At 69.0% G+C, this 16,891-nt stretch carries 17 protein-coding genes; 4 read left to right on the top strand and 13 right to left on the bottom strand.

All coding sequences use genetic code 11. From position 1 onward, the window contains the following. The first annotated feature begins 30 nt into the window (after positions 1–30). Entirely contained in the window at positions 31–843 is an 813-nt protein-coding gene (locus ABOZ73_RS17250) for a DUF3298 domain-containing protein (RefSeq protein ID WP_369059338.1), read from the top strand. Positions 844–873: 30 nt separating this feature from the next. On the opposite strand, the gene ABOZ73_RS17245 is transcribed toward ABOZ73_RS17250, so the two are convergent. Next, a complete protein-coding gene (locus ABOZ73_RS17245; RefSeq protein WP_369059337.1) occupies positions 874–2,406 on the bottom strand; it encodes an acyl-CoA carboxylase subunit beta in 1,533 nt (510 codons plus the stop codon). 63 nt (positions 2,407–2,469) lie between these two features. Continuing rightward, positions 2,470–3,195 (bottom strand): ATP12 family chaperone protein, encoded by a 726-nt coding sequence (locus tag ABOZ73_RS17240; RefSeq protein WP_369059336.1) that lies wholly within the window; start codon positions 3,193–3,195, stop codon positions 2,470–2,472. A 93-nt stretch (positions 3,196–3,288) separates the two neighbouring features. Here ABOZ73_RS17240 and ABOZ73_RS17235 point away from each other — a divergent pair, with 93 nt between their 5' ends. Both ABOZ73_RS17235 and ABOZ73_RS17230 read left to right on the top strand, forming a co-directional pair. Further along, entirely contained in the window at positions 3,289–4,668 is a 1,380-nt protein-coding gene (locus ABOZ73_RS17235; RefSeq protein WP_369059335.1) for a DUF1800 family protein, read from the top strand. Continuing rightward, complete coding sequence (locus ABOZ73_RS17230; RefSeq protein ID WP_369059334.1) at positions 4,665–5,912, top strand: DUF1501 domain-containing protein; 1,248 nt, start codon at positions 4,665–4,667, stop codon at positions 5,910–5,912. The genes ABOZ73_RS17235 and ABOZ73_RS17230 overlap by 4 nt, the downstream gene beginning before the upstream one ends. Here the strand turns inward: ABOZ73_RS17230 and ABOZ73_RS17225 are convergent. The 6 genes from ABOZ73_RS17225 to ABOZ73_RS17200 all read right to left on the bottom strand — a co-directional run bounded on the left by ABOZ73_RS17225 (position 5,909) and on the right by ABOZ73_RS17200 (position 12,416). Next, positions 5,909–7,507, bottom strand: a complete 1,599-nt coding sequence (locus ABOZ73_RS17225; protein ID WP_369059333.1) for a putative 2OG-Fe(II) oxygenase — start codon at positions 7,505–7,507, stop codon at positions 5,909–5,911. The two genes, ABOZ73_RS17230 and ABOZ73_RS17225, sit on opposite strands and share 4 nt — an antisense overlap. Next, positions 7,504–8,493, bottom strand: coding sequence for an RluA family pseudouridine synthase (locus ABOZ73_RS17220; RefSeq protein WP_369059332.1), 990 nt, complete (start codon positions 8,491–8,493; stop codon positions 7,504–7,506). The genes ABOZ73_RS17225 and ABOZ73_RS17220 overlap by 4 nt, the downstream gene beginning before the upstream one ends. Next, positions 8,490–8,870, bottom strand: a complete 381-nt coding sequence (gene crcB / locus ABOZ73_RS17215; protein WP_369059331.1) for a fluoride efflux transporter CrcB — start codon at positions 8,868–8,870, stop codon at positions 8,490–8,492. The genes ABOZ73_RS17220 and crcB overlap by 4 nt, the downstream gene beginning before the upstream one ends. Positions 8,871–8,915: 45 nt before the next feature. Next, positions 8,916–9,416, bottom strand: coding sequence for a hypothetical protein (locus tag ABOZ73_RS17210; RefSeq protein ID WP_369059330.1), 501 nt, complete (start codon positions 9,414–9,416; stop codon positions 8,916–8,918). A 24-nt stretch (positions 9,417–9,440) separates the two neighbouring features. Further along, complete coding sequence (locus ABOZ73_RS17205; RefSeq protein WP_369059329.1) at positions 9,441–10,223, bottom strand: RluA family pseudouridine synthase; 783 nt, start codon at positions 10,221–10,223, stop codon at positions 9,441–9,443. A gap of 885 nt (positions 10,224–11,108) precedes the next feature. Then, positions 11,109–12,416, bottom strand: a complete 1,308-nt coding sequence (locus ABOZ73_RS17200; protein WP_369059328.1) for a replication-associated recombination protein A — start codon at positions 12,414–12,416, stop codon at positions 11,109–11,111. Between the two features lie 35 nt (positions 12,417–12,451). Here ABOZ73_RS17200 and ABOZ73_RS17195 point away from each other — a divergent pair, with 35 nt between their 5' ends. After that, positions 12,452–12,856, top strand: a complete 405-nt coding sequence (locus tag ABOZ73_RS17195; protein ID WP_369059327.1) for a VOC family protein — start codon at positions 12,452–12,454, stop codon at positions 12,854–12,856. 10 nt (positions 12,857–12,866) lie between these two features. Here the strand turns inward: ABOZ73_RS17195 and ABOZ73_RS17190 are convergent, their stop codons facing one another. The 5 genes from ABOZ73_RS17190 to ABOZ73_RS17170 form a co-directional block, all read right to left on the bottom strand. After that, positions 12,867–14,285 (bottom strand): Do family serine endopeptidase, encoded by a 1,419-nt coding sequence (locus tag ABOZ73_RS17190; RefSeq protein ID WP_369059326.1) that lies wholly within the window; start codon positions 14,283–14,285, stop codon positions 12,867–12,869. A 66-nt stretch (positions 14,286–14,351) separates the two neighbouring features. Further along, complete coding sequence (locus ABOZ73_RS17185; RefSeq protein ID WP_369059325.1) at positions 14,352–15,614, bottom strand: TCR/Tet family MFS transporter; 1,263 nt, start codon at positions 15,612–15,614, stop codon at positions 14,352–14,354. Then, positions 15,611–16,099 (bottom strand): SRPBCC domain-containing protein, encoded by a 489-nt coding sequence (locus tag ABOZ73_RS17180; RefSeq protein ID WP_369059324.1) that lies wholly within the window; start codon positions 16,097–16,099, stop codon positions 15,611–15,613. Before ABOZ73_RS17180 ends, ABOZ73_RS17185 begins: the two co-directional genes overlap by 4 nt. Then, positions 16,096–16,434, bottom strand: a complete 339-nt coding sequence (locus ABOZ73_RS17175) for an ArsR/SmtB family transcription factor (protein ID WP_369059323.1) — start codon at positions 16,432–16,434, stop codon at positions 16,096–16,098. Before ABOZ73_RS17175 ends, ABOZ73_RS17180 begins: the two co-directional genes overlap by 4 nt. Next, positions 16,431–16,886 carry a VOC family protein gene (locus tag ABOZ73_RS17170; protein ID WP_369059322.1) on the bottom strand — a complete coding sequence of 152 codons (456 nt, stop codon included), beginning with the start codon at positions 16,884–16,886 and terminating at the stop codon, positions 16,431–16,433. The genes ABOZ73_RS17175 and ABOZ73_RS17170 overlap by 4 nt, the downstream gene beginning before the upstream one ends. Between the last annotated feature and the right edge of the window lie 5 nt (positions 16,887–16,891).

The raw sequence follows: 16,891 nt of genomic DNA, 5'->3' as shown, positions 1-16,891 counted from the left end.
ACTGACGCCGGCAATCACGGAGGTCTCGTTATGAACGTTTCGAAGTCCTTGGTTCTGGCGGTCGCCCCGCTGCTTCTCCTGGCCTGCTCGCCCAAGGAAGACGGCGGCTCGCCAGCCCCCGCCGGCCCGGTGAAGAGCGAGACCGCCGCGCCGAAGACGCCGCTGGAGTTCGATCAGGCCAACGCCGCGGCCAAGGTTCGCCTGAAGCTGGCCGACGAGATCGCCCGCTTCCCGGTCCTGCATTCGCGCCTCTATGACGACGAGACCGCCGGCCTGAAGAAGTTCGCCGACGAGGCCGCCGCGCAGAACCCGTCCCGCCCCTACGAAAGCCAGGCCCAGTGGACCCTGGCCGCCGCCGCCGCGCCGCTGGTCTCCCTGCGTCGTGAGTTCTTCGACTACACCGGCGGCGCGCACCCGAACCATGGCTCGGCCGGCCTGTTGTGGAACAGCGCCACGGACAAGGAAGTGCAGCCCGCCGAAATCTTCCGCGCCGGCGCCGACATGACGCCCATCCAGAACGCGGTCTGCGAGGGGGTGAAATCCGCCAAGGCCCGCCGCGAGGGCTCGGTCCCGCTCAGCGACATGTGGAAATGCCCGACCTGGGACGAGATCACCTGGGTCCTCGTCCCGTCGAAGACGCCTGACAAGGCGGGCGGCCTCGCCGTGCTGATCGGTCCGTACGTGGTCGGCCCCTATGCCGAGGGCGACTACGAGGTCGTCGTGCCCCTGTCGATCTTCCAGCCCCTGCTCGCCCCCGCCTACGCCAGCGCCTTCGCCGGCGAACCCGCGCGCCTGGGCAACGCGGACGGCACGCCGACGGTGCGGATGCAGGCGACGAGCTAATCCCCTCCCCCATAAACGGGAGCGAGGAGATTAGAGCGGGATGTTGCCGTGCTTCTTCCAGGGGTTCGACAGTTCCTTGCCGCGCAGGTGCTTGAGCGTCCGCGTGATGCGCTTGCGGGTGCTGTGCGGCATGATCACGTCGTCGATGTAGCCGCGGCTGGCGGCGACGAACGGGTTGGCGAAGCGCGCCTTGTACTCGGCCTCGCGGGCGGCCAGCGCCTCGGGGTCCTTGGCCTCGGTGCGGAAGATGATCTCCACCGCCCCCTTGGCGCCCATGACCGCGATCTCGGCGGTTGGCCAGGCGTAGTTCACGTCGCCGCGCAGGTGCTTTGAGCTCATCACGTCATAGGCGCCGCCATAGGCCTTGCGCGTGATGACCGTGATCTTGGGGACCGTCGCCTCGGCATAGGCGAACAGCAGCTTGGCCCCGTGCTTGATGAGGCCGCCGTACTCCTGCTTGGTCCCCGGCATGAAGCCCGGCACGTCCACCAGGGTGATGACCGGAATGTCGAAGGCGTCGCAGAAGCGCACGAACCGCGCGGCCTTGCGCGAGCTGTCGATGTCCAGCACACCGGCCAAGACCTGCGGCTGGTTGGCGACGATGCCCACCGTCTCGCCGTCCATGCGCGCGAAGCCGCAGATGATGTTCTTGGCCCACTCGCTGCTGATCTCGAAGAAGTCGGCCTCGTCGACCATCTTCAGGATCAGCTCCTTCATGTCGTAGGGCTTGTTCGGATTGGCCGGGACCAGGGTGTCCAGGCTGTCCTCCATCCGCTCGGCCTCGTCGAAGCTCTCGCGGATCGGCGCCTTCTCGCGGTTGGACGACGGCAGGAAGTCGACCAGCCGGCGCACCTGGGTCAGGGCCTCCAGGTCGTTCTCGAACGCGCCTTCCGCCACGCCCGACTTGGACGCGTGAACCCGTGCGCCGCCCAGCTCCTCGGCCGAGACCACCTCGTTGGTGACGGTCTTCACCACGTCCGGGCCGGTCACGAACATGTAGCTCGTGTCCTTGACCATGAAGATAAAGTCGGTGATCGCCGGCGAATAGACGTCGCCCCCGGCGCACGGGCCCATGATCACGCTGATCTGCGGGATGACGCCCGAGGCCAGGGTGTTCTCGAGGAAGATGTCGGCATAGCCGGCCAGGCTGTCGACGCCCTCCTGGATGCGGGCGCCGCCGGCGTCGAACAGGCCGATGATCGGCGCGCCCATCTTCATGGCCTGCCGCTGGACCTTGAGGATCTTCTGGGCGTGGGCGCCGCTGAGCGAGCCGCCGAACACCGTGAAGTCCTTGGAGAACACGAACACCGTGCGGCCGTTGATCGTGCCCCAGCCGGTGACGACGCCGTCGCCGGGAATCTTCTGCTCGGCCATGCCGAACTCGGTCGCGCGGTGCTCGACGAACATGTCGAACTCCTCGAACGAACCCTCATCCAGCAGCAGGTCGATCCGCTCACGCGCGGTCAGCTTGCCCTTGGCGTGCTGGGCCGCGACACGCTTCTCGCCGCCGCCGGCCCGCGCCTGCTCGCGGCGACGCTCAAGCTCTTCAAGGATATCCTGCACGCTGTCCCTCGTATTCTTGGCTTTGGAACGAGGGGTAAAGGCCGGCGCAGGCCCTGACAAGATTTACGCAGCGAGAGCCTTGAACCACCGATCGATCATCGCCGCCTCTTCCCGCTGGCGGGCCGCGCGCTCGGCGGCCTCCTCGTCGACGCCCCACTGACGCTCTTGGAACGCCTCGTCCAGACGCGACAGGTCATAGGCCTGCTCACCCGTCAGACGCCCGCGCGCCACGGCGAACGCCAGGACCGCAGACCCCAGCAGCGGCGCGGCGAACCCCAGGCCCGCCAAGGCGAAATCATCCAGCCCCCGCGCCAGCTCGGCAGCGCGTTCGATGCTTTCAGCCGGCTGGTCCTGATGGATGATCCCGGCCACCCGGACCAGACGCAGGCCAAGCTCGGCCTCGGCCCAGTCCAGCAACGCCCCCCATTCGCGCTCCTGCTCGCTGACCAGGGCCACGGGACCGTCGGCGAAATAGCAAAGCAGGTCCGTCGCCGCGAACCGCGCCACTTCCTTGGCGGCATCTTCATGCACGGCGGCCAAGCGGTCGATGACCGTATAGGCCAGCCGGGTCATGGGCATGGATTCGGGGTCGATCAGCTCGCCCTGCGCCGCCCATTCGGCCGCGATGGCGGCCGCCAGAGCGTGCGTCGGCACGATCAGCGGCTTGCCCGCCGGGCTCTTGGGCGTGCGCCCGTCCAGGTGCACGGCGAAGCCGGCCTCGACCGCCGCGGCCTCCGCCTGCTTGTAGAAGCGGCGAACCCGCTCCTGGGTGTCGTTGTTACGAGCCAATGACGCTTCCGCAAAAAAGCCGACTTGCGGCGAAACATTCCAGTTGCGGCCAAGTGGTATGAACTTCGGACGGATGCAAGGAGGACCTGCATTTTGGCGCTTCCCAGCAAGGACATGCAGGCGGCCATCGCCGCCACGCGCTTCGGCCTCGGCGCCCGTCCGGGCGAGATCGAGGCCGCGCGCGGCGATCCGCGTGGTTGGCTCAAGGCCCAGATCACGCCTGACGGCGCTGACCAGCCCAAGACCGACTTCCAGAACGGCGCACAGCGGCTCGCCGAATATCGTCATCAGCAGGACACGCTCCGTGCAGCGCGTCAGTCCGGCGACCAGGAGGCGCTCAAGGCCGCTCAGCGCGAGCGTCGCCAGGACGTGAACCAGGACTTCCTGGCCCGCGCCCAGCTCGGCGCTTCAACCGACGCCAGTTTCCGCGAACGCTGGGCCCTATTCTGGGCCAACCACTTCACCGTCTCGGCCACCAAGCAGATCACCGCATCGGTCGCCGGTCCGTTCGAGCAGGAGGCCATCCGTCCCCATGCCTTCGGCCGGTTCGAGGACATGCTGGTCGCCTCCAGCAGCCACCCGGCCATGCTCACCTATCTGGACCAGTCCCAGTCGGTGGGACCGGAAAGCCGCCAGGCGGCCCGCGCTCAGCAACGCGGCCGTCGCCAGGGCCTGAACGAGAATCTGGCCCGCGAAATCCTGGAACTGCACACCGTCGGCGTGAACGGCGGCTACAGCCAGGCCGACGTCACCGAATTCGCCCGCGCCATGACAGGCTGGACCGTCGCCCGCAACGCCGAGGAAAGCGCCGACGGCGCCTTTGTCTTCCGCGCGGCGGCCCACGAGCCGGGCGATCGGACGATCATGGGTCGCCAATACGGCCAGGACGGCGCCGGGCAGGCGCGCGCCATCATGGCCGACCTGGCGACGCGTCCCGCCACCGCCCGCCATTGCGCCCGCAAAATCGCGACCTACTTCGTCGCCGACACGCCGCCTCCGGCGCTGGTCCAACGACTGGAGAAGGCCTGGCTGACCAGCGGCGGACAGCTCGACGTCGTGGCCCGCGCGCTCATCGAAGCGCCCGAGGCGTGGGAGCCTGCCCCCGCCAAGTTCAAGACGCCCTACGAGTTCCTGATCTCGACCTGGCGCGCCGTCGGAACCCAGCCTCAGGCCCTGAACCAGCTCGGCCCCACGCTCAACGGCCTCGGCCAGCCGGCCTTCCGCCCGCCCTCGCCCGAGGGGTGGCCGGACGAGACATCGGCCTGGGCCGCGCCGGACGCGCTGATCAAGCGCATGGCCTTCGCCCAGGGGTTCGCTCAACGGGTCGGCGATCGCGTCGATCCCAACGCCATCGCCGCCGGCGCCCTGGGCGCGCGACTGAGCAACCCCGTAGCTAAGGCTGTCGCCCGCGCCGAGAGCCGACCGGAGGCCTTGGCCGTCCTGCTGATGAGTTCGGAGTTCCAACGCCGATGACCGATCACCATCACACCCACGGCTTCAGCCGTCGTCAGGCCCTGTTCGGGGCGTTGGGCCTGGGCGCGTCCGTCACCTTCATGGGCCGCGCCGCCCATGCCCAGACCGGCGGCAAGAAGCTGATCGTCCTGGTCTGCCGCGGCGGGCTGGACGGCCTCTCCTTCACCCCGCCGGTGGGCGACCCCGACTACGCCGCCCTGCGTGGCGCGATCGCCTACGCGCCGGAACAGGCGCTGAAGCTGGACGGGACCTTCGGCCTTCACCCCGCCCTCGTCCGCACCCATGCCCTGGCCCAGAAGGGTCACCTGCGTATCGCTCCCGCCATCGCCACGCCCGACCGCGCCCGCTCGCACTTCGAGGCGCAGGACGTGCTGGAGACCGGCGCCGTCACCCGCTACGGCGCCAATTCCGGCTGGCTGAACCGCACGCTTCAAAGCCTGTCGCCGGACCGCAAGGTCGAGGCCCTGTCGGTCGGGGCCGTCGCGCCCCTGATCCTGCGCGGACAGGTGCAGGCCGCGTCCTGGTCGCCGGGCAGGAACGCCGACGCCACCGCTCGCCTGCCCACCATCCTGCAGGATCTCTACAAGAACGACCCGTTGCTCGGCCCGGCCTTCGCCCGTGGCCTGCAGACCGAGGCCATGGCCCAGATCGCCATGACCGGCCTGTCCGCGCCCGCCCAGCCGATGGACGGGATGGCGAAACCCAACGCCGTCGCCCAGCAGGCGGCCCAGCGCCAGGGCATGGCCGCCGCCGAGAAGCTGGGCGTCACCGTCGCCAACTTCATGACCCAGGCCGGCGGCCCGCAGATCGTCGCCATCTCACTGGACGGCTTCGACACCCATGCCGGACAGGTGGGGCAACTGCAGTCGCGCCTCAGCTACATGGACGCCCTGATCGGCGGCCTGACCAGCGGTCTTGGTCCCGCCTGGAACGACACGGTCATCGTCGCCGCCACCGAATTCGGCCGGACCGCACGCGTCAACGGCACCGGCGGCACCGACCACGGCACGGCCTCCAGCGCCCTCGTCCTGGGCGGCGGCTTGAAGAAGGGCGGGATCATCGGCGACTGGCCGACCCTGCAGCAGACCGCCCTGTTCGAGAACCGCGACACCACCCCGACGCTCGACATGCGCGGACTGTTCAAGGGCGTATTGCGTGATCACCTGGGCGTCGAACAGCGCGCGCTGGAGACCACGGTGTTCCCGGACAGCGCCTCGGCGCGGCCGGTGACCGGGATCGTCTAGGCGGGCACCACGTCGAAGGCGATGGTCAGGCGGTCGTCCGCGCCGCTGAACGGCACGGTCCCGTGCCACATGTACGACGGGAACAGCGCCAGCAGGCCGGGCTGCGGCTGGACGTAGTGCTCGGGCTCGAGCTTGGGGACGGTAGGCACGCCGGGCTGGCCGAACTTGATCCAGCCTTCCTTGCCGCCCGCCCCCACCGCCTGCGGCAGCGCCAGATAGCAGGCTGACGACAGCCAGCCCTGCGGATGGGTGTGGTCGACGTGGAAGCCGTTCGGCCGCAGCTTCACCGACCACAGGCCGGAGAACCGCCAGTCGCCGGTCATGCGCGAGCGCAGGATGTCGGCCCCCTCGCCCACCGCCGCCATGTAGCGGCGGATTGGTCCATCCACGGCCTGGCGGAAAGCCTTGATGGCCGGCTGGGTGGAGCGTTGCAGGCTCTGGCTCGTCTGGCTGCCGTGCCGCAGGGACTGGCCGATGGGGTGGGTCTTCATGGCGTGCAGCGCGCGCAGCGCCGCGCCCAGGTCGGCCACATAGCTTTCCCGGCTCTCCCACCCATCCGGCACGTCGATCAGGGCCGGGCGGACGAAGGCAGCGTAGTCGTACAGCGCCTTGTAGCGGGCGTCGCCGCGCAGCCGCCACGCGGTCGCCAGCAGGGCCCAGGCCCCCTGGTCGAAACGGTTGGCGTTGACGATAGCCTGCGCCACCTCCTCGGCGGCGTCGGGCCGGCCGGCCGCCAGATAGGCCTCGGCCAAGGTCGAGGCGGCGGCGAGCCCGACCTGCGTCACCGCCCGCTCGGCATAGCCCACGGCCGATATCGGATCGCATGAAGCGGCGGCCTGGGCGGCGCCGACCAGCAGCTCCGCCGAGGCGTCCTGACGCGCCGCCGGCGCGCGCAGCATCTCCAGCGCCCCCGCCACGTCGCCGGCGTTTTCCAGAACCTTGGCGCGGGCGGACAGCAGGCCGAAATCGCCGGGCGCGGCCTTCAGCGCCTGGTCGATCGGCGCGGTGGCGGCGGCCATGTCCTCGGTCCGCATCCAGATCAGCTGCGCCCACTCGCGCAATGCGACGCCGTAGTTGGGACGCCGGCGCGCCACCTCGGCGAAGGCGGCCTCGGACTCGTCGAACCGATCCTGCCCCTGAAGGGCGCGTGCCAGGACCAGCCAGGTCTCCGGCGCGTCCCCGCCCTTGGCGAAAGCGCGGCGGATGGCGGCCTCCGCCTCGGCGAAATGCTGCTCGTCGCCCAGGGCGGCGGCGAGGTTGTGCTCCGCCACCGCGCTTTTCGGGTTCACCTTCGCGGCCCGCTCCAGGAACGGCAGGGCGTCCTCGCGGCGGCCCAGCGCCTTCAGGGCCTGGGCGTGGGCTTCCAGCACCCCTTGGCTGGCGTTGCTGCGTCCGGCCAGCGGCTCGGTCGCCGCCAGGGCCTCGGCGGCGAGCCCGTTGTTGACCGCGTGACGCGCCACCTCCGCCGTCGCCTGCATCCGCTGATCCAGCGGCGCCGCGTTGGGCGCCAGGGCGGCCAGCGCCGCGCAGGCGTCGGCGATCCGCCCCGCCTGCATCATGGCGGCGATCGGCTGGAGAGCGGGGTGCAGGTTCACCGGCGTTTGCTGCTCCGGCGGGCGAACGGGTCCTGCTCGGCCTCGTCCTCGGAGAAACCGAAGCGATGGAAGCCGGCCTTCATCTCAGGGCTCAGCGGGGCCTCGACGTGCAGCATGCCGGCGCTGGGGTGCGGCAGCAGGATCGAGCGCGCGTGAAGCTGCAGCTTCAGTCCCTCGGACAGCGGCTCGGACTTCTCGTCGCCGTACTTGGGGTCGCCCAGGATCGGGTGGCCGATGGCCTTCATGTGGGCGCGCAGCTGGTGCGTACGGCCGGTGTGCGGACGCAGCGCCATCCAGGTCACGCGCGGACCCGCGCGGCTGATCGAGACGTATTCGGTCTCGGCCGGCTCGGCGTCGTGGTCCTTCGGATCGACCGGAATGACGATCTCGCGGTCATTGATGCCGCGCTTGGCCAGCGGCACGTCGATGACGCCCTCCACCGGGTGCGGGTTGCCGACGACGATGGCCCAGTAGGTCTTCTGCGCTTTGCGCTTGGCGAAGGCGCCCGATAGACGCGCCGCCGCGCTGGGCGTCTTGCCCAGCAGCAGCACGCCGGAGGTGTCGCGGTCCAGGCGGTGGACCAGGCGCGGACGCTCCAGCCCCTCGCCCCAGGCGCTCAGCAGCTTGTCGATGTGCTTGGTGGTCTTGGTCCCGCCCTGCACCGCTAGGCCCGACGGCTTGTTGAGGGCCAGGACTTCCTCGTCCTCGTACAGAACGAGCGACTTGGCGTAGGCGATGTCGCGCTGGCTCAGCTTGCCCTTCTCGGCGGGATCGGGCGCGTCCGGCAGCGGCGGGACGCGGACCTGCGAGCCAGCCGCCAGACGCGTGTCGCCCTTGGCGCGCGAGCCGTCGACCCGCACCTGGCCGGAGCGGAACAGCTTGTTGAGCTGGATATGGTTCAGGTGAGGCCAGCGGCGCTTGAACCAGCGGTCCAGGCGGACGCCGTCCTCGCCGGAATCCACGTAGAGAGTCCGGACTTCCTTCACGCCAGCACCTTTCGCGTCATGAACATGCCTGCGAACACCGCGGCGATGGAGAGCGTCGCCGAAGCGACCACATAGAGAATGGCCAGACCGTAGTCCTTGCGCTCGATCATGAGCGCGCTTTCCAGGGAAAAGGCCGAGAAGGTCGTGAAGCCGCCCAGGACCCCGACGCCCAGCAGGGCGCGCCAGCGATCCTGGTCCGCCCCGCCGCGCAGGGCGAGCATGGCGACCAGCGCGCCCATGGCGAGACCACCGATCAGGTTGACGGCGAAGGTGCCGTAGGGCCATCCGGTCCCCAGCAGCCGCCCCGCCTGTTGGCCGACGAAGTAGCGCGCCGCCGAACCCAGGGCGCCGCCAGCCATGACAAAGATGTAGTTCATGAGCCCCTTATGCGACGGGGCGCGCCCATAGGCAAAGGGAACAGCCTAGACGCGCGGCGCCTGGATTTCCCGGACCACGGCGCGGGCGTCATAGACATCGACGCTGGCGGGCTTGGGGCCCTTGCCCATCACCACCTCGATGGTGCGGCTGATCTGCGGGCCGCCGGACAGGTCGAAACTGGTCCCGATGCCCAGGCCCACGCCGCTGCTGCGGCCCCAGCCGTAGTTCGAGGACCCGCCGCCCACGGACAGGCTGGTGCGCGGACCGCCCCCGCCGCCGCCCCGCATCTCGTCGAAGCGATCGGTCACCCGGAACCAGTCATAGCCGGTCTGAATGGCCAGCTCCCCCGCCCGCAGCAAGGCCAGGTCGGCCACCTGCATGGCCGGCGCGCCGCTGCCGCCGCGATAGGTGACGCGCCAGCGGTCATTCTCCAGCCGGTATTCGGAGAAACCCGAAGCCTTGGGGCCAGTCGCCGGCGCATAGACGGTCGGCGTGGTGCAGGCGGCCAGGCTGAGGACGGCGGCAAGGGCGAGAAACGGCTTCATACCCTTGAAATGCGAAGCGCGGCCTCAGCGTTCCGGAATCGCCAGTCCGCAGTTCTCCAGCACCTTGGCCATATCGTCGGGCAACGGCGCGCTGACCTTAGTTTCCCCGCCTTCCGGATGCGGGAAGATCAGCGACGAGGCGTGCAGCATCAGCCGCGGCACGGGCTGCCCTGCCAGCATCAGCGCCCCGCCATAGCGGACATCGCCGGCCAGCGGCCGCCCGATGGAGGCCATGTGGACGCGGATCTGGTGCATCCGGCCGGTCTCCGGGCTGCATTCGATCAGCGCCGCCTGGTCGTTGGCCGCCAGGGTGCGATAGCGGGTCCTTGCGGTCTCGGCGTCCGGATGATCCGGCTCGCACACGCGCATATAGGCCTCGCGGCCGATGGACTCCCGGCGCAGGGGCGCATCCACCGCGCCGCCCTTCGGCTCCGGCGCGCCGCCGGCGACGATGGCCAGGTAGGTCTTGCGGAAGCGCTTGCCCATCAGCGCCTTGCCCAGGAACCCCGCCGCCGGCTTGGTCTTGGCGGTCAGGATGACGCCGGAGGTGTCGCGGTCCAGCCGGTGGATCAGGCGCGGCCGCGGATGCCCCCGCCGGGCCAGGGCCCACAGCAGGTCGTCCAGGGTATGCGCCTGGATGCGCCCGCCCTGGCTGGACAGGCCCGACGGCTTGTTCAGCACGATGATCGAACTGTCCTCGCGCAGGACCAGCGACCGGGTGAAGGCGATCTCCTCCTCGGTCAGGCTGATCGGCGACTCGACGGCCTTGGTCTTGGCGGGCTGCAGCTTGCGGCGGGGTTGCTTCATGGCTTCCTCCTGCACGCCCAGACGAGCTTGGCGCAAGCGTTGATGAGAGAAGCTAGAGGGGAAGCGAGGCTGAGAAATTCGAGCACGGTCATCTCTTTGGTTGGAGATCGACCACTAAGCGCCTCAGTGCGGGGGGTGGATTAGCCCAATTCGAATATCTACTGGATCTTCGAATTCAGGTGATCACCCTCGGCGCCTCATAACAGGAAGACCCCTTCCCCCTTGATGGGGGAAGGGCAGGGATGGGGGTGATGCGGCGGTTGGGTTCGGCGCGGCGGAACGGCAGCAGTCACCCTCACCCTCGATCCCTCTCCCATCAAGGGAGAGGGAGGCGTGATTCAGCACCCCCACGGGCGAGAACCCGCAAGGTTGGAAGGGCGGCGGAGCGGCCTGACCTGCGTCAGGCGATGGGACTATGGAGTGCCGGGTTCGACGTAGGTCTTTCCGCTCCGCGCGATCGTGTCTGGGTGCTCCTCGAGAGGACTTACAAATCTCCGAGCGAAGGCCCTGACGGGCGGGCCTCCTCCAGCGAGAGGTCCCGGACCGCGTGGACGCCGGGGTTCCACGCCTAAATCCCGCTCGATCACATCTCCATCACAACCGGCGCTGGCCGAGCGCCCTTCCCGTGATGGGGACGACGAGAGGTTACGGCGGGTTTGGGAGGGGGTGGATAAGGTCGCTGATTTCCCCGCTCCACATCCGTCTTCCTAGGCCTTGTGCCTAGGACCCAGAGACTCTGTGGCGACAGGATTGGTGCGGCGATGACCGCCGCACTTCACCAGGAATCTCAACCGTTTCTGGTCCCTAGGCACAAGGCCTAGGGTGACGGAGTTTGGGCAGCGCAGCAGTCACCCTGTCCCCCCGAAGGGGGCGAAAGATATTGGATTAAGCCCCACCCCGCTCTGCACGCAGTTTGGCCCAGTGGTCCAGCCGTTCCTTTATCCTGGCTTCGGTCCCCACGGGTTTGGGATCATAGAACTTCCGCCGCTCCATGCCGTCGGGGAAGTAGTTCTGCCCGCTGAAGCCGTCCTCGGCATCGTGGTCGTAGTTGTAGTCCTTGCCGTAGCCCAGGTTCTTCATGAGCTTGGTCGGGGCGTTCAGGATATGGGCCGGCGGCATCAGGGAGCCGGTCTCCTTCGCCGCCCGACGCGCCGCCTTGTAGGCCACATAGACGGCGTTCGACTTGGGCGCCGAGGCCAGGTGGACGACCGCCTGGGCCAGGGCCAGCTCCCCTTCGGGGGAGCCGAGGAAGTCGTAGGTGTCCTTGGCCGCGTTCGCCAGGACCAGGGACATGGGATCGGCCTCGCCGATATCCTCGGCCGCCATGCGCACGATGCGGCGGGCCAGGAACAATGGGTCCTCGCCGCCCTCCAGCATCCGCGCCAGCCAGTACAGCGCCGCGTCCGGATCGGAACCCCGTACGGACTTATGCAGCGCCGAGATCAGGTTGTAGTGGCCCTCACGGTCCTTGTCGTAGGCCGGGCTACGCTTTTGCAGCATCTGGCCCAGCTCGGCCGGGGTCATGGGCTTGGGCACGCCGATGGCGAACAGGGTGTCGGCCAGGGTCAGCAGATAGCGGCCGTCCCCATCGGCCATGGCGATCAGCGCCTCGCGCGCCGCCGCGTCCAGGGGCAGCGGCTGCTCCTCCGACGCCTCTGCCTTGGCCAGCAGGCTTTCCAGCGCTTCCTCGCCCAGGCGGCGCAGGACATAGACCTGCGCCCGCGACAGCAAGGCGCCGTTGAGCTCGAAGGACGGATTCTCGGTGGTCGCCCCGACCAGGGTGACGATCCCCTCCTCCACGAACGGCAGGAAACCGTCCTGCTGGGCGCGATTGAAGCGGTGGATCTCGTCCACGAACAACAGGGTGCTCTGGCCGGCCATGCGGCGGGCGCGCGCTTGCTCAAACGCCTTCTTCAGGTCGGCGACGCCGCTGAACACGGCCGAGATCTGCATGAACTCATAGCCCGCCGCCTTGGCCAGCAGGCGGGCGATGGTGGTCTTGCCGGTGCCCGGCGGCCCCCACAGGATCATCGACCCCAGGCGGCCGTTGTCGACCATCCGTCGGATCGGCCCCGTCTCGCCCAGCAGGTGCTCCTGCCCCACCACCTCGTCGAGGCTCTGCGGTCTCAGGCGATCCGCCAGGGGCGTCGGCGTGCTGGGCGTCAGGCCGGCGGCTTGGAACAGGTCTGTCATGGGTTCAGAGTACAAAATCCAGAGGGAGAACGCACATGGCTGACAACCAGCAGGGGCCGACCGGCGGCCTGACCCCGTACCTCATCAGCGCTGATGCGTCCGCGCAGCGCGACTTCTACATCAAGGCGTTCGGCGCGACCGAGGCCATGGGCCACAAGGCCGAGGACGGCAAGCGCTACATGCACCTGCACCTGCTCATCAACGGCGCGTCGCTGCTGATGTGCGACGCCTTCCCTGAATACGGCCATGCCGCCCAGACGCCGGCCGGCTACACCCTGCACCTGCAGGTGGACGACGCCGACACTTGGTGGCGGCGCGCCACCGAGGCCGGCGCGACCATCGCCATGCCGATCGAGGACCAGTTCTGGGGCGACCGATACGGCCAGGTGATCGACCCGTTCGGGGTCCGCTGGTCGATCGGTTCGCCGAAAAAGGCCTAGGCCCTGACCATCAGGTCCGGATCTGGGCGGTGATCAGGCGGCCGTTGCGTTCGATGGTCACCTGCCAGGCCCCGGCGTTGGCCGAGACCGCCGACTGCAGGTCGCGGACGCTGGTGATCTCGCGGCCGTTGATCTGACGCACGATGTCGCCGGCGCGCAGGCCCGCCGACTGGGCGATCCCAGGCTCGACCTTGATCACCAGCACGCCGCGGCGCGTGAACGGATCGACGCCCAGCTCCTGCGCCGCCGCCGGCGAGACGTTGACGACCGTCGCGCCATCAATGGGATTGCGGCCCGCCAGCTTGCGCTCGTCCCGTGCGGGCGTGTTCGGCGGGGTGTCGGCCCGCACGCTCAGGGTGCGCTCCGCCCCCTCGCGGCGGATGACGATCGGAACGGTCTCGCCCGTCCTGCGGGTGCCAAAGGCGTAGGTGACCCCGTTGTCGTCGTTCACGGCCTGACCGGCCACTGACAGGATCACGTCGCCCTGCCGCAGGCCGCCGCGATCCGCCGCGCCGCCGGGCCACACCTCGGCCACCAGCACGCCGCGCGGGCCGGGCAGGCCCAGGCTGCGGGCGATGTCGCTGGTCACGGTCTGGGTCCGCGCGCCCAGCCACGGCCGCACGATGGCGTGGCCGCCGCCCAGGGCGACGCTGACCACCTGCCGCACCACGGCGGCGGGAATGGCGAAGCCGACGCCGGTCGACGAGCCGGTGCGCGACAGGATGAAGGTGTTGATGCCGACCAGGTCGCCATCCATGTCCACCAACGGCCCGCCGGAATTGCCCGGATTGATGGCCGCGTCGGTCTGGATGTAGGAGCCGAAATCGGCCTGGCCGACATCCGTCCGCGCCAGGGCCGAGATGATGCCGTTGGTCACGGTTTGGCCCACCCCGAACGGGTTGCCCACCGCCAGCACCAGATCGCCGACCTCAAGCTGCTCCTGGTCGTCGATGGCCAGGACCGGCAGTTGCTCGCCCGGCGCTTCGATCTTCAGCACGGCGAGATCCGAGCGCGGATCATCCAGCAGCACCTTGGCCTGGAATTCGCGACGGTCGGCCAGCTGGACCGTGACCTCGCTCATGCCTTCGATGTTGTGGTGGTTGGTGACGATCACCCCGTCGGAGCGGACGATGGCGCCCGAGCCGAGCGAGCCTTCGACCCGCTCGCGCGGCGCGCCGCCGCCCATGAAGAACTCCCAGAACGGATCGGTGCGCTGACGCACCACCCGGCGGCTGGACACGTTCACCACGGCGGGCGCGACCTGCTTCACCACGGGCGCGAAGGACGTCTTCATGGACCGCGCGTCGGTGGGCGCGTGGCGGGTCGGCTGGGCCAGACCCGGCACGGGCTGGGCGGTGCTCTTGGAAGCAGGATCCGAGCAGGCGGCGAGAACGGCCAAGGCCGGAATGAGCACGCGATAGGCACGCATGGGGACGTCGATTCTCCGATAGTCAGCAGACGACAACAGCCGAGGTTTTCGGCGCAAAGATGGCGCTTAAGCGGACGGGACCGGCTCAGGTTCCAGGCGCGGCGCGGGCTTGGCGACCTTGAGGGCGGTCAGGAACGCCGCGCCCGTCAGGCCGCCGGCGATCAACACCGCCAGGCCCGGCATGTGCAGCACCGAATCGCGATGCACCGACCAGGCGAAAACGGTGGTGTAGAGCGCCGGGCCGAACAGGCCGGTGATGCCCATGATGCTGGAGTTCGCGCCCTGCAGCTGCCCCTGCTCCCAAGCCTGGACCCGACGGCTCATCAGACCCATCAGGCCGGGCTGGATCAGGCCGGACAGGGCGAAGACCGGCAGGCCGATCCAGTACAGCTCCTGCGTCGGCGCCAGGCCGTAGATCACAAAGCCGGCCGTCATGCAGAACAGGCCGATCAGCAGCGCCCCGCGCTCGCCCGCCGCCTTCACCACACGCCCGACCAGCAGGGCCTGGACGATGATGTTGGCGACGCCGGTGGCCATCAGCATGAAGCCTACGTCGCGCGGCGACCAGCCGTAGCGATAGCCGGTGTAGAGCACGAAGATGCTGGGCAGGACGTGGTGCGCCAGCTGGAAGAAGCCGGAAACCAGCGCCAGGCCGGTCAGGTCGCCATGCGACCGCAGCAGCTTCAGCGAGCCGATGGGATTGGCCTTCCTCCAGTCGAAGGCCTTGATCCGCTTCTCCGGCGGCAGGGATTCCGGCAGCACGAAGAAGCCGTACAGCCAGTTGGTCAGGGCCAGGGCCGCCGCCACATAGAACGGCAGGCGCAGGTCGATGTCGCCCAGCAGGCCGCCCATGGCCGGCCCGACCGCGAAACCGACGCCCCAGGCCGCGCCGATCAGGCCAAAGCTCTGGGCGCGTTTCTCCGGCGGCGTCACGTCGGCGATGTAGGCCCCGGCGGTGGCGAAGCTGGCCGCCGTGATCCCATGGATGATCCGCCCGACGAACAGCAGCGCCAGGGTCGGGGCCATGGCCATGAACAGATAGTCCACGCCCAGGCCGAAGATGGAGATCAGGATCACCGGCCGGCGGCCGTAGCGATCCGAAAGCATGCCCAGGATCGGCGAGCAGAAGAACTGCATCAGCGCCCAGACCGTGCCGAACAACCCGACCCACAAGGACGCAGAGGCGGTGTCCCCGCCAGCCATCTCCTTCACCAGATTGGGCAGCACGGGGATCATGATCCCCAGGGACAGCACGTCCATCAGGGCGGTGGCGAAGATGAAGCCCAGGGCGGCCTTGCGCCGCCCCCCGCTTAGGGTCTGTTCGGTCATTGCGGCGCGCCCTCCCCGGCGTCCATTCCAGACTTAAGCGAAGCCAGCAGCCCCCGCCACCACTCTGCGTGCCGCTGAAGAAACAGCGTTTCGGGAAAGCCATGCTTGGCGACGTGCGCCGCCGGCACGGTGTCCCAGCCGCGATGCTCGACGGTCACGCGCGTCTCGTCCCCCACGGCCTCGAAGGTCACGGTCACCTCGGTGTCCTGCCCGGCGGCGAAGGTCGCCTGACGCCAGCCGAAGACCAGACGCCCTGGCGGCTCCCAGGCGCGGATCCTGCCGATCTCGAACACCTTGCCGTTCTGAAGGGTCTCGATCAGGCGGCCGTTCGGCCCCGCCTCGAACGACAGCACGCCCGGCGACCGCGGGGTGAAGGCGAAGATCGGGTTCGGCTTCCACCACTGGCCGATGTCGCGCACGAAGACGTCGAAGGTCCGCTCAGGCGACGCCTTCACACGCAGGGCGACCAGCACCCGCGAAGTCATTTCAGCGGCTCCGGCTCGGCCTCGATGTGCGCCTTGAACATGATCAGCTGGTCGCCCCACATCTGCTCGGTCTGCTCCAGCCAGCGCGACAGTTCCTGCATCGGCTCGGCCCTCAGCGCATAGATCCTCACCCGCGCGTCGAACACCGGATGGCTCTCATGAACGAGGCCCGCCTCGCGCAGCGTCTTCAGATGTCGGCTCAGGGCGGGCGGCGACAGGCCCACGATCCTGGCCAACTCACCCGCCGCCCGAGGCTGTTCGCGCAGGGCCTCGACCACCTTGCGTCGGCTGGGCTCGGCCAGGGCGGCCAAGGTCAGATCGACCGCCGCGCTCATGACCGCATGGTGGTGACCACCCCGGCCACGGCGTCCCATTCCTGAGGGGTCATGGTCTGCACCGTCTGCCCGACGGTCCAGATATGTCCCTCCAGATCTTTGCAGCGATAGGTGCGGTCGCCGTAGAACTGCGTCTCCGGCGCGGCGACGATCACCGCCCCCGCCTGACGCGCGCGTTCGCAATGGGCGTCGATGTCGGTCTCTATGTGGATGTGGACGGTCTGCGTCATCAGCCCGCCCATCGAGGACGGGCTGCGGTGCTCAACCGTCCATTCGTGGCCGACCATGATCAGGGAGTTGCCGAAGCGCATTTCCGAATGCAGCAAGGCGCCGTCCGGAGCCTCGATCAGCATCTCGACTTCAAAGCCGAGGGCCCGCTCCAGCCAATCCAGGGCGGCGCGGGGGTCTTTGTAGACAAGGGCGGAGGTGAGCGCGGGACGTTTGTCGGACATGGGCC

Source organism: Caulobacter sp. 73W (genome assembly GCF_041021955.1).
Lineage (GTDB): Bacteria > Pseudomonadota > Alphaproteobacteria > Caulobacterales > Caulobacteraceae > Caulobacter.
Note: the sequence above shows the minus strand (reverse complement) of the source record. Positions and strands in the feature narration are given on the sequence as shown.

Excerpts from the sequence above, each read along its gene's own strand:
- ABOZ73_RS17205 (WP_369059329.1), bottom strand. The coding sequence starts at position 10,223 with ATGAAGCAACCCCGCCGCAAGCTGCAGCCCGCCAAGACCAAGGCCGTC.
- ABOZ73_RS17200 (WP_369059328.1), bottom strand. The coding sequence starts at position 12,416 with ATGACAGACCTGTTCCAAGCCGCCGGCCTGACGCCCAGCACGCCGACG.
- ABOZ73_RS17170 (WP_369059322.1), bottom strand. The coding sequence starts at position 16,886 with ATGTCCGACAAACGTCCCGCGCTCACCTCCGCCCTTGTCTACAAAGAC.
- ABOZ73_RS17230 (WP_369059334.1), top strand. The coding sequence starts at position 4,665 with ATGACCGATCACCATCACACCCACGGCTTCAGCCGTCGTCAGGCCCTG.
- ABOZ73_RS17185 (WP_369059325.1), bottom strand. The coding sequence starts at position 15,614 with ATGACCGAACAGACCCTAAGCGGGGGGCGGCGCAAGGCCGCCCTGGGC.
- ABOZ73_RS17190 (WP_369059326.1), bottom strand. The coding sequence starts at position 14,285 with ATGCGTGCCTATCGCGTGCTCATTCCGGCCTTGGCCGTTCTCGCCGCC.
- ABOZ73_RS17250 (WP_369059338.1), top strand. The coding sequence starts at position 31 with ATGAACGTTTCGAAGTCCTTGGTTCTGGCGGTCGCCCCGCTGCTTCTC.
- ABOZ73_RS17195 (WP_369059327.1), top strand. The coding sequence starts at position 12,452 with ATGGCTGACAACCAGCAGGGGCCGACCGGCGGCCTGACCCCGTACCTC.
- ABOZ73_RS17180 (WP_369059324.1), bottom strand. The coding sequence starts at position 16,099 with ATGACTTCGCGGGTGCTGGTCGCCCTGCGTGTGAAGGCGTCGCCTGAG.
- crcB (WP_369059331.1), bottom strand. The coding sequence starts at position 8,870 with ATGAACTACATCTTTGTCATGGCTGGCGGCGCCCTGGGTTCGGCGGCG.
- ABOZ73_RS17175 (WP_369059323.1), bottom strand. The coding sequence starts at position 16,434 with ATGAGCGCGGCGGTCGATCTGACCTTGGCCGCCCTGGCCGAGCCCAGC.
- ABOZ73_RS17210 (WP_369059330.1), bottom strand. The coding sequence starts at position 9,416 with ATGAAGCCGTTTCTCGCCCTTGCCGCCGTCCTCAGCCTGGCCGCCTGC.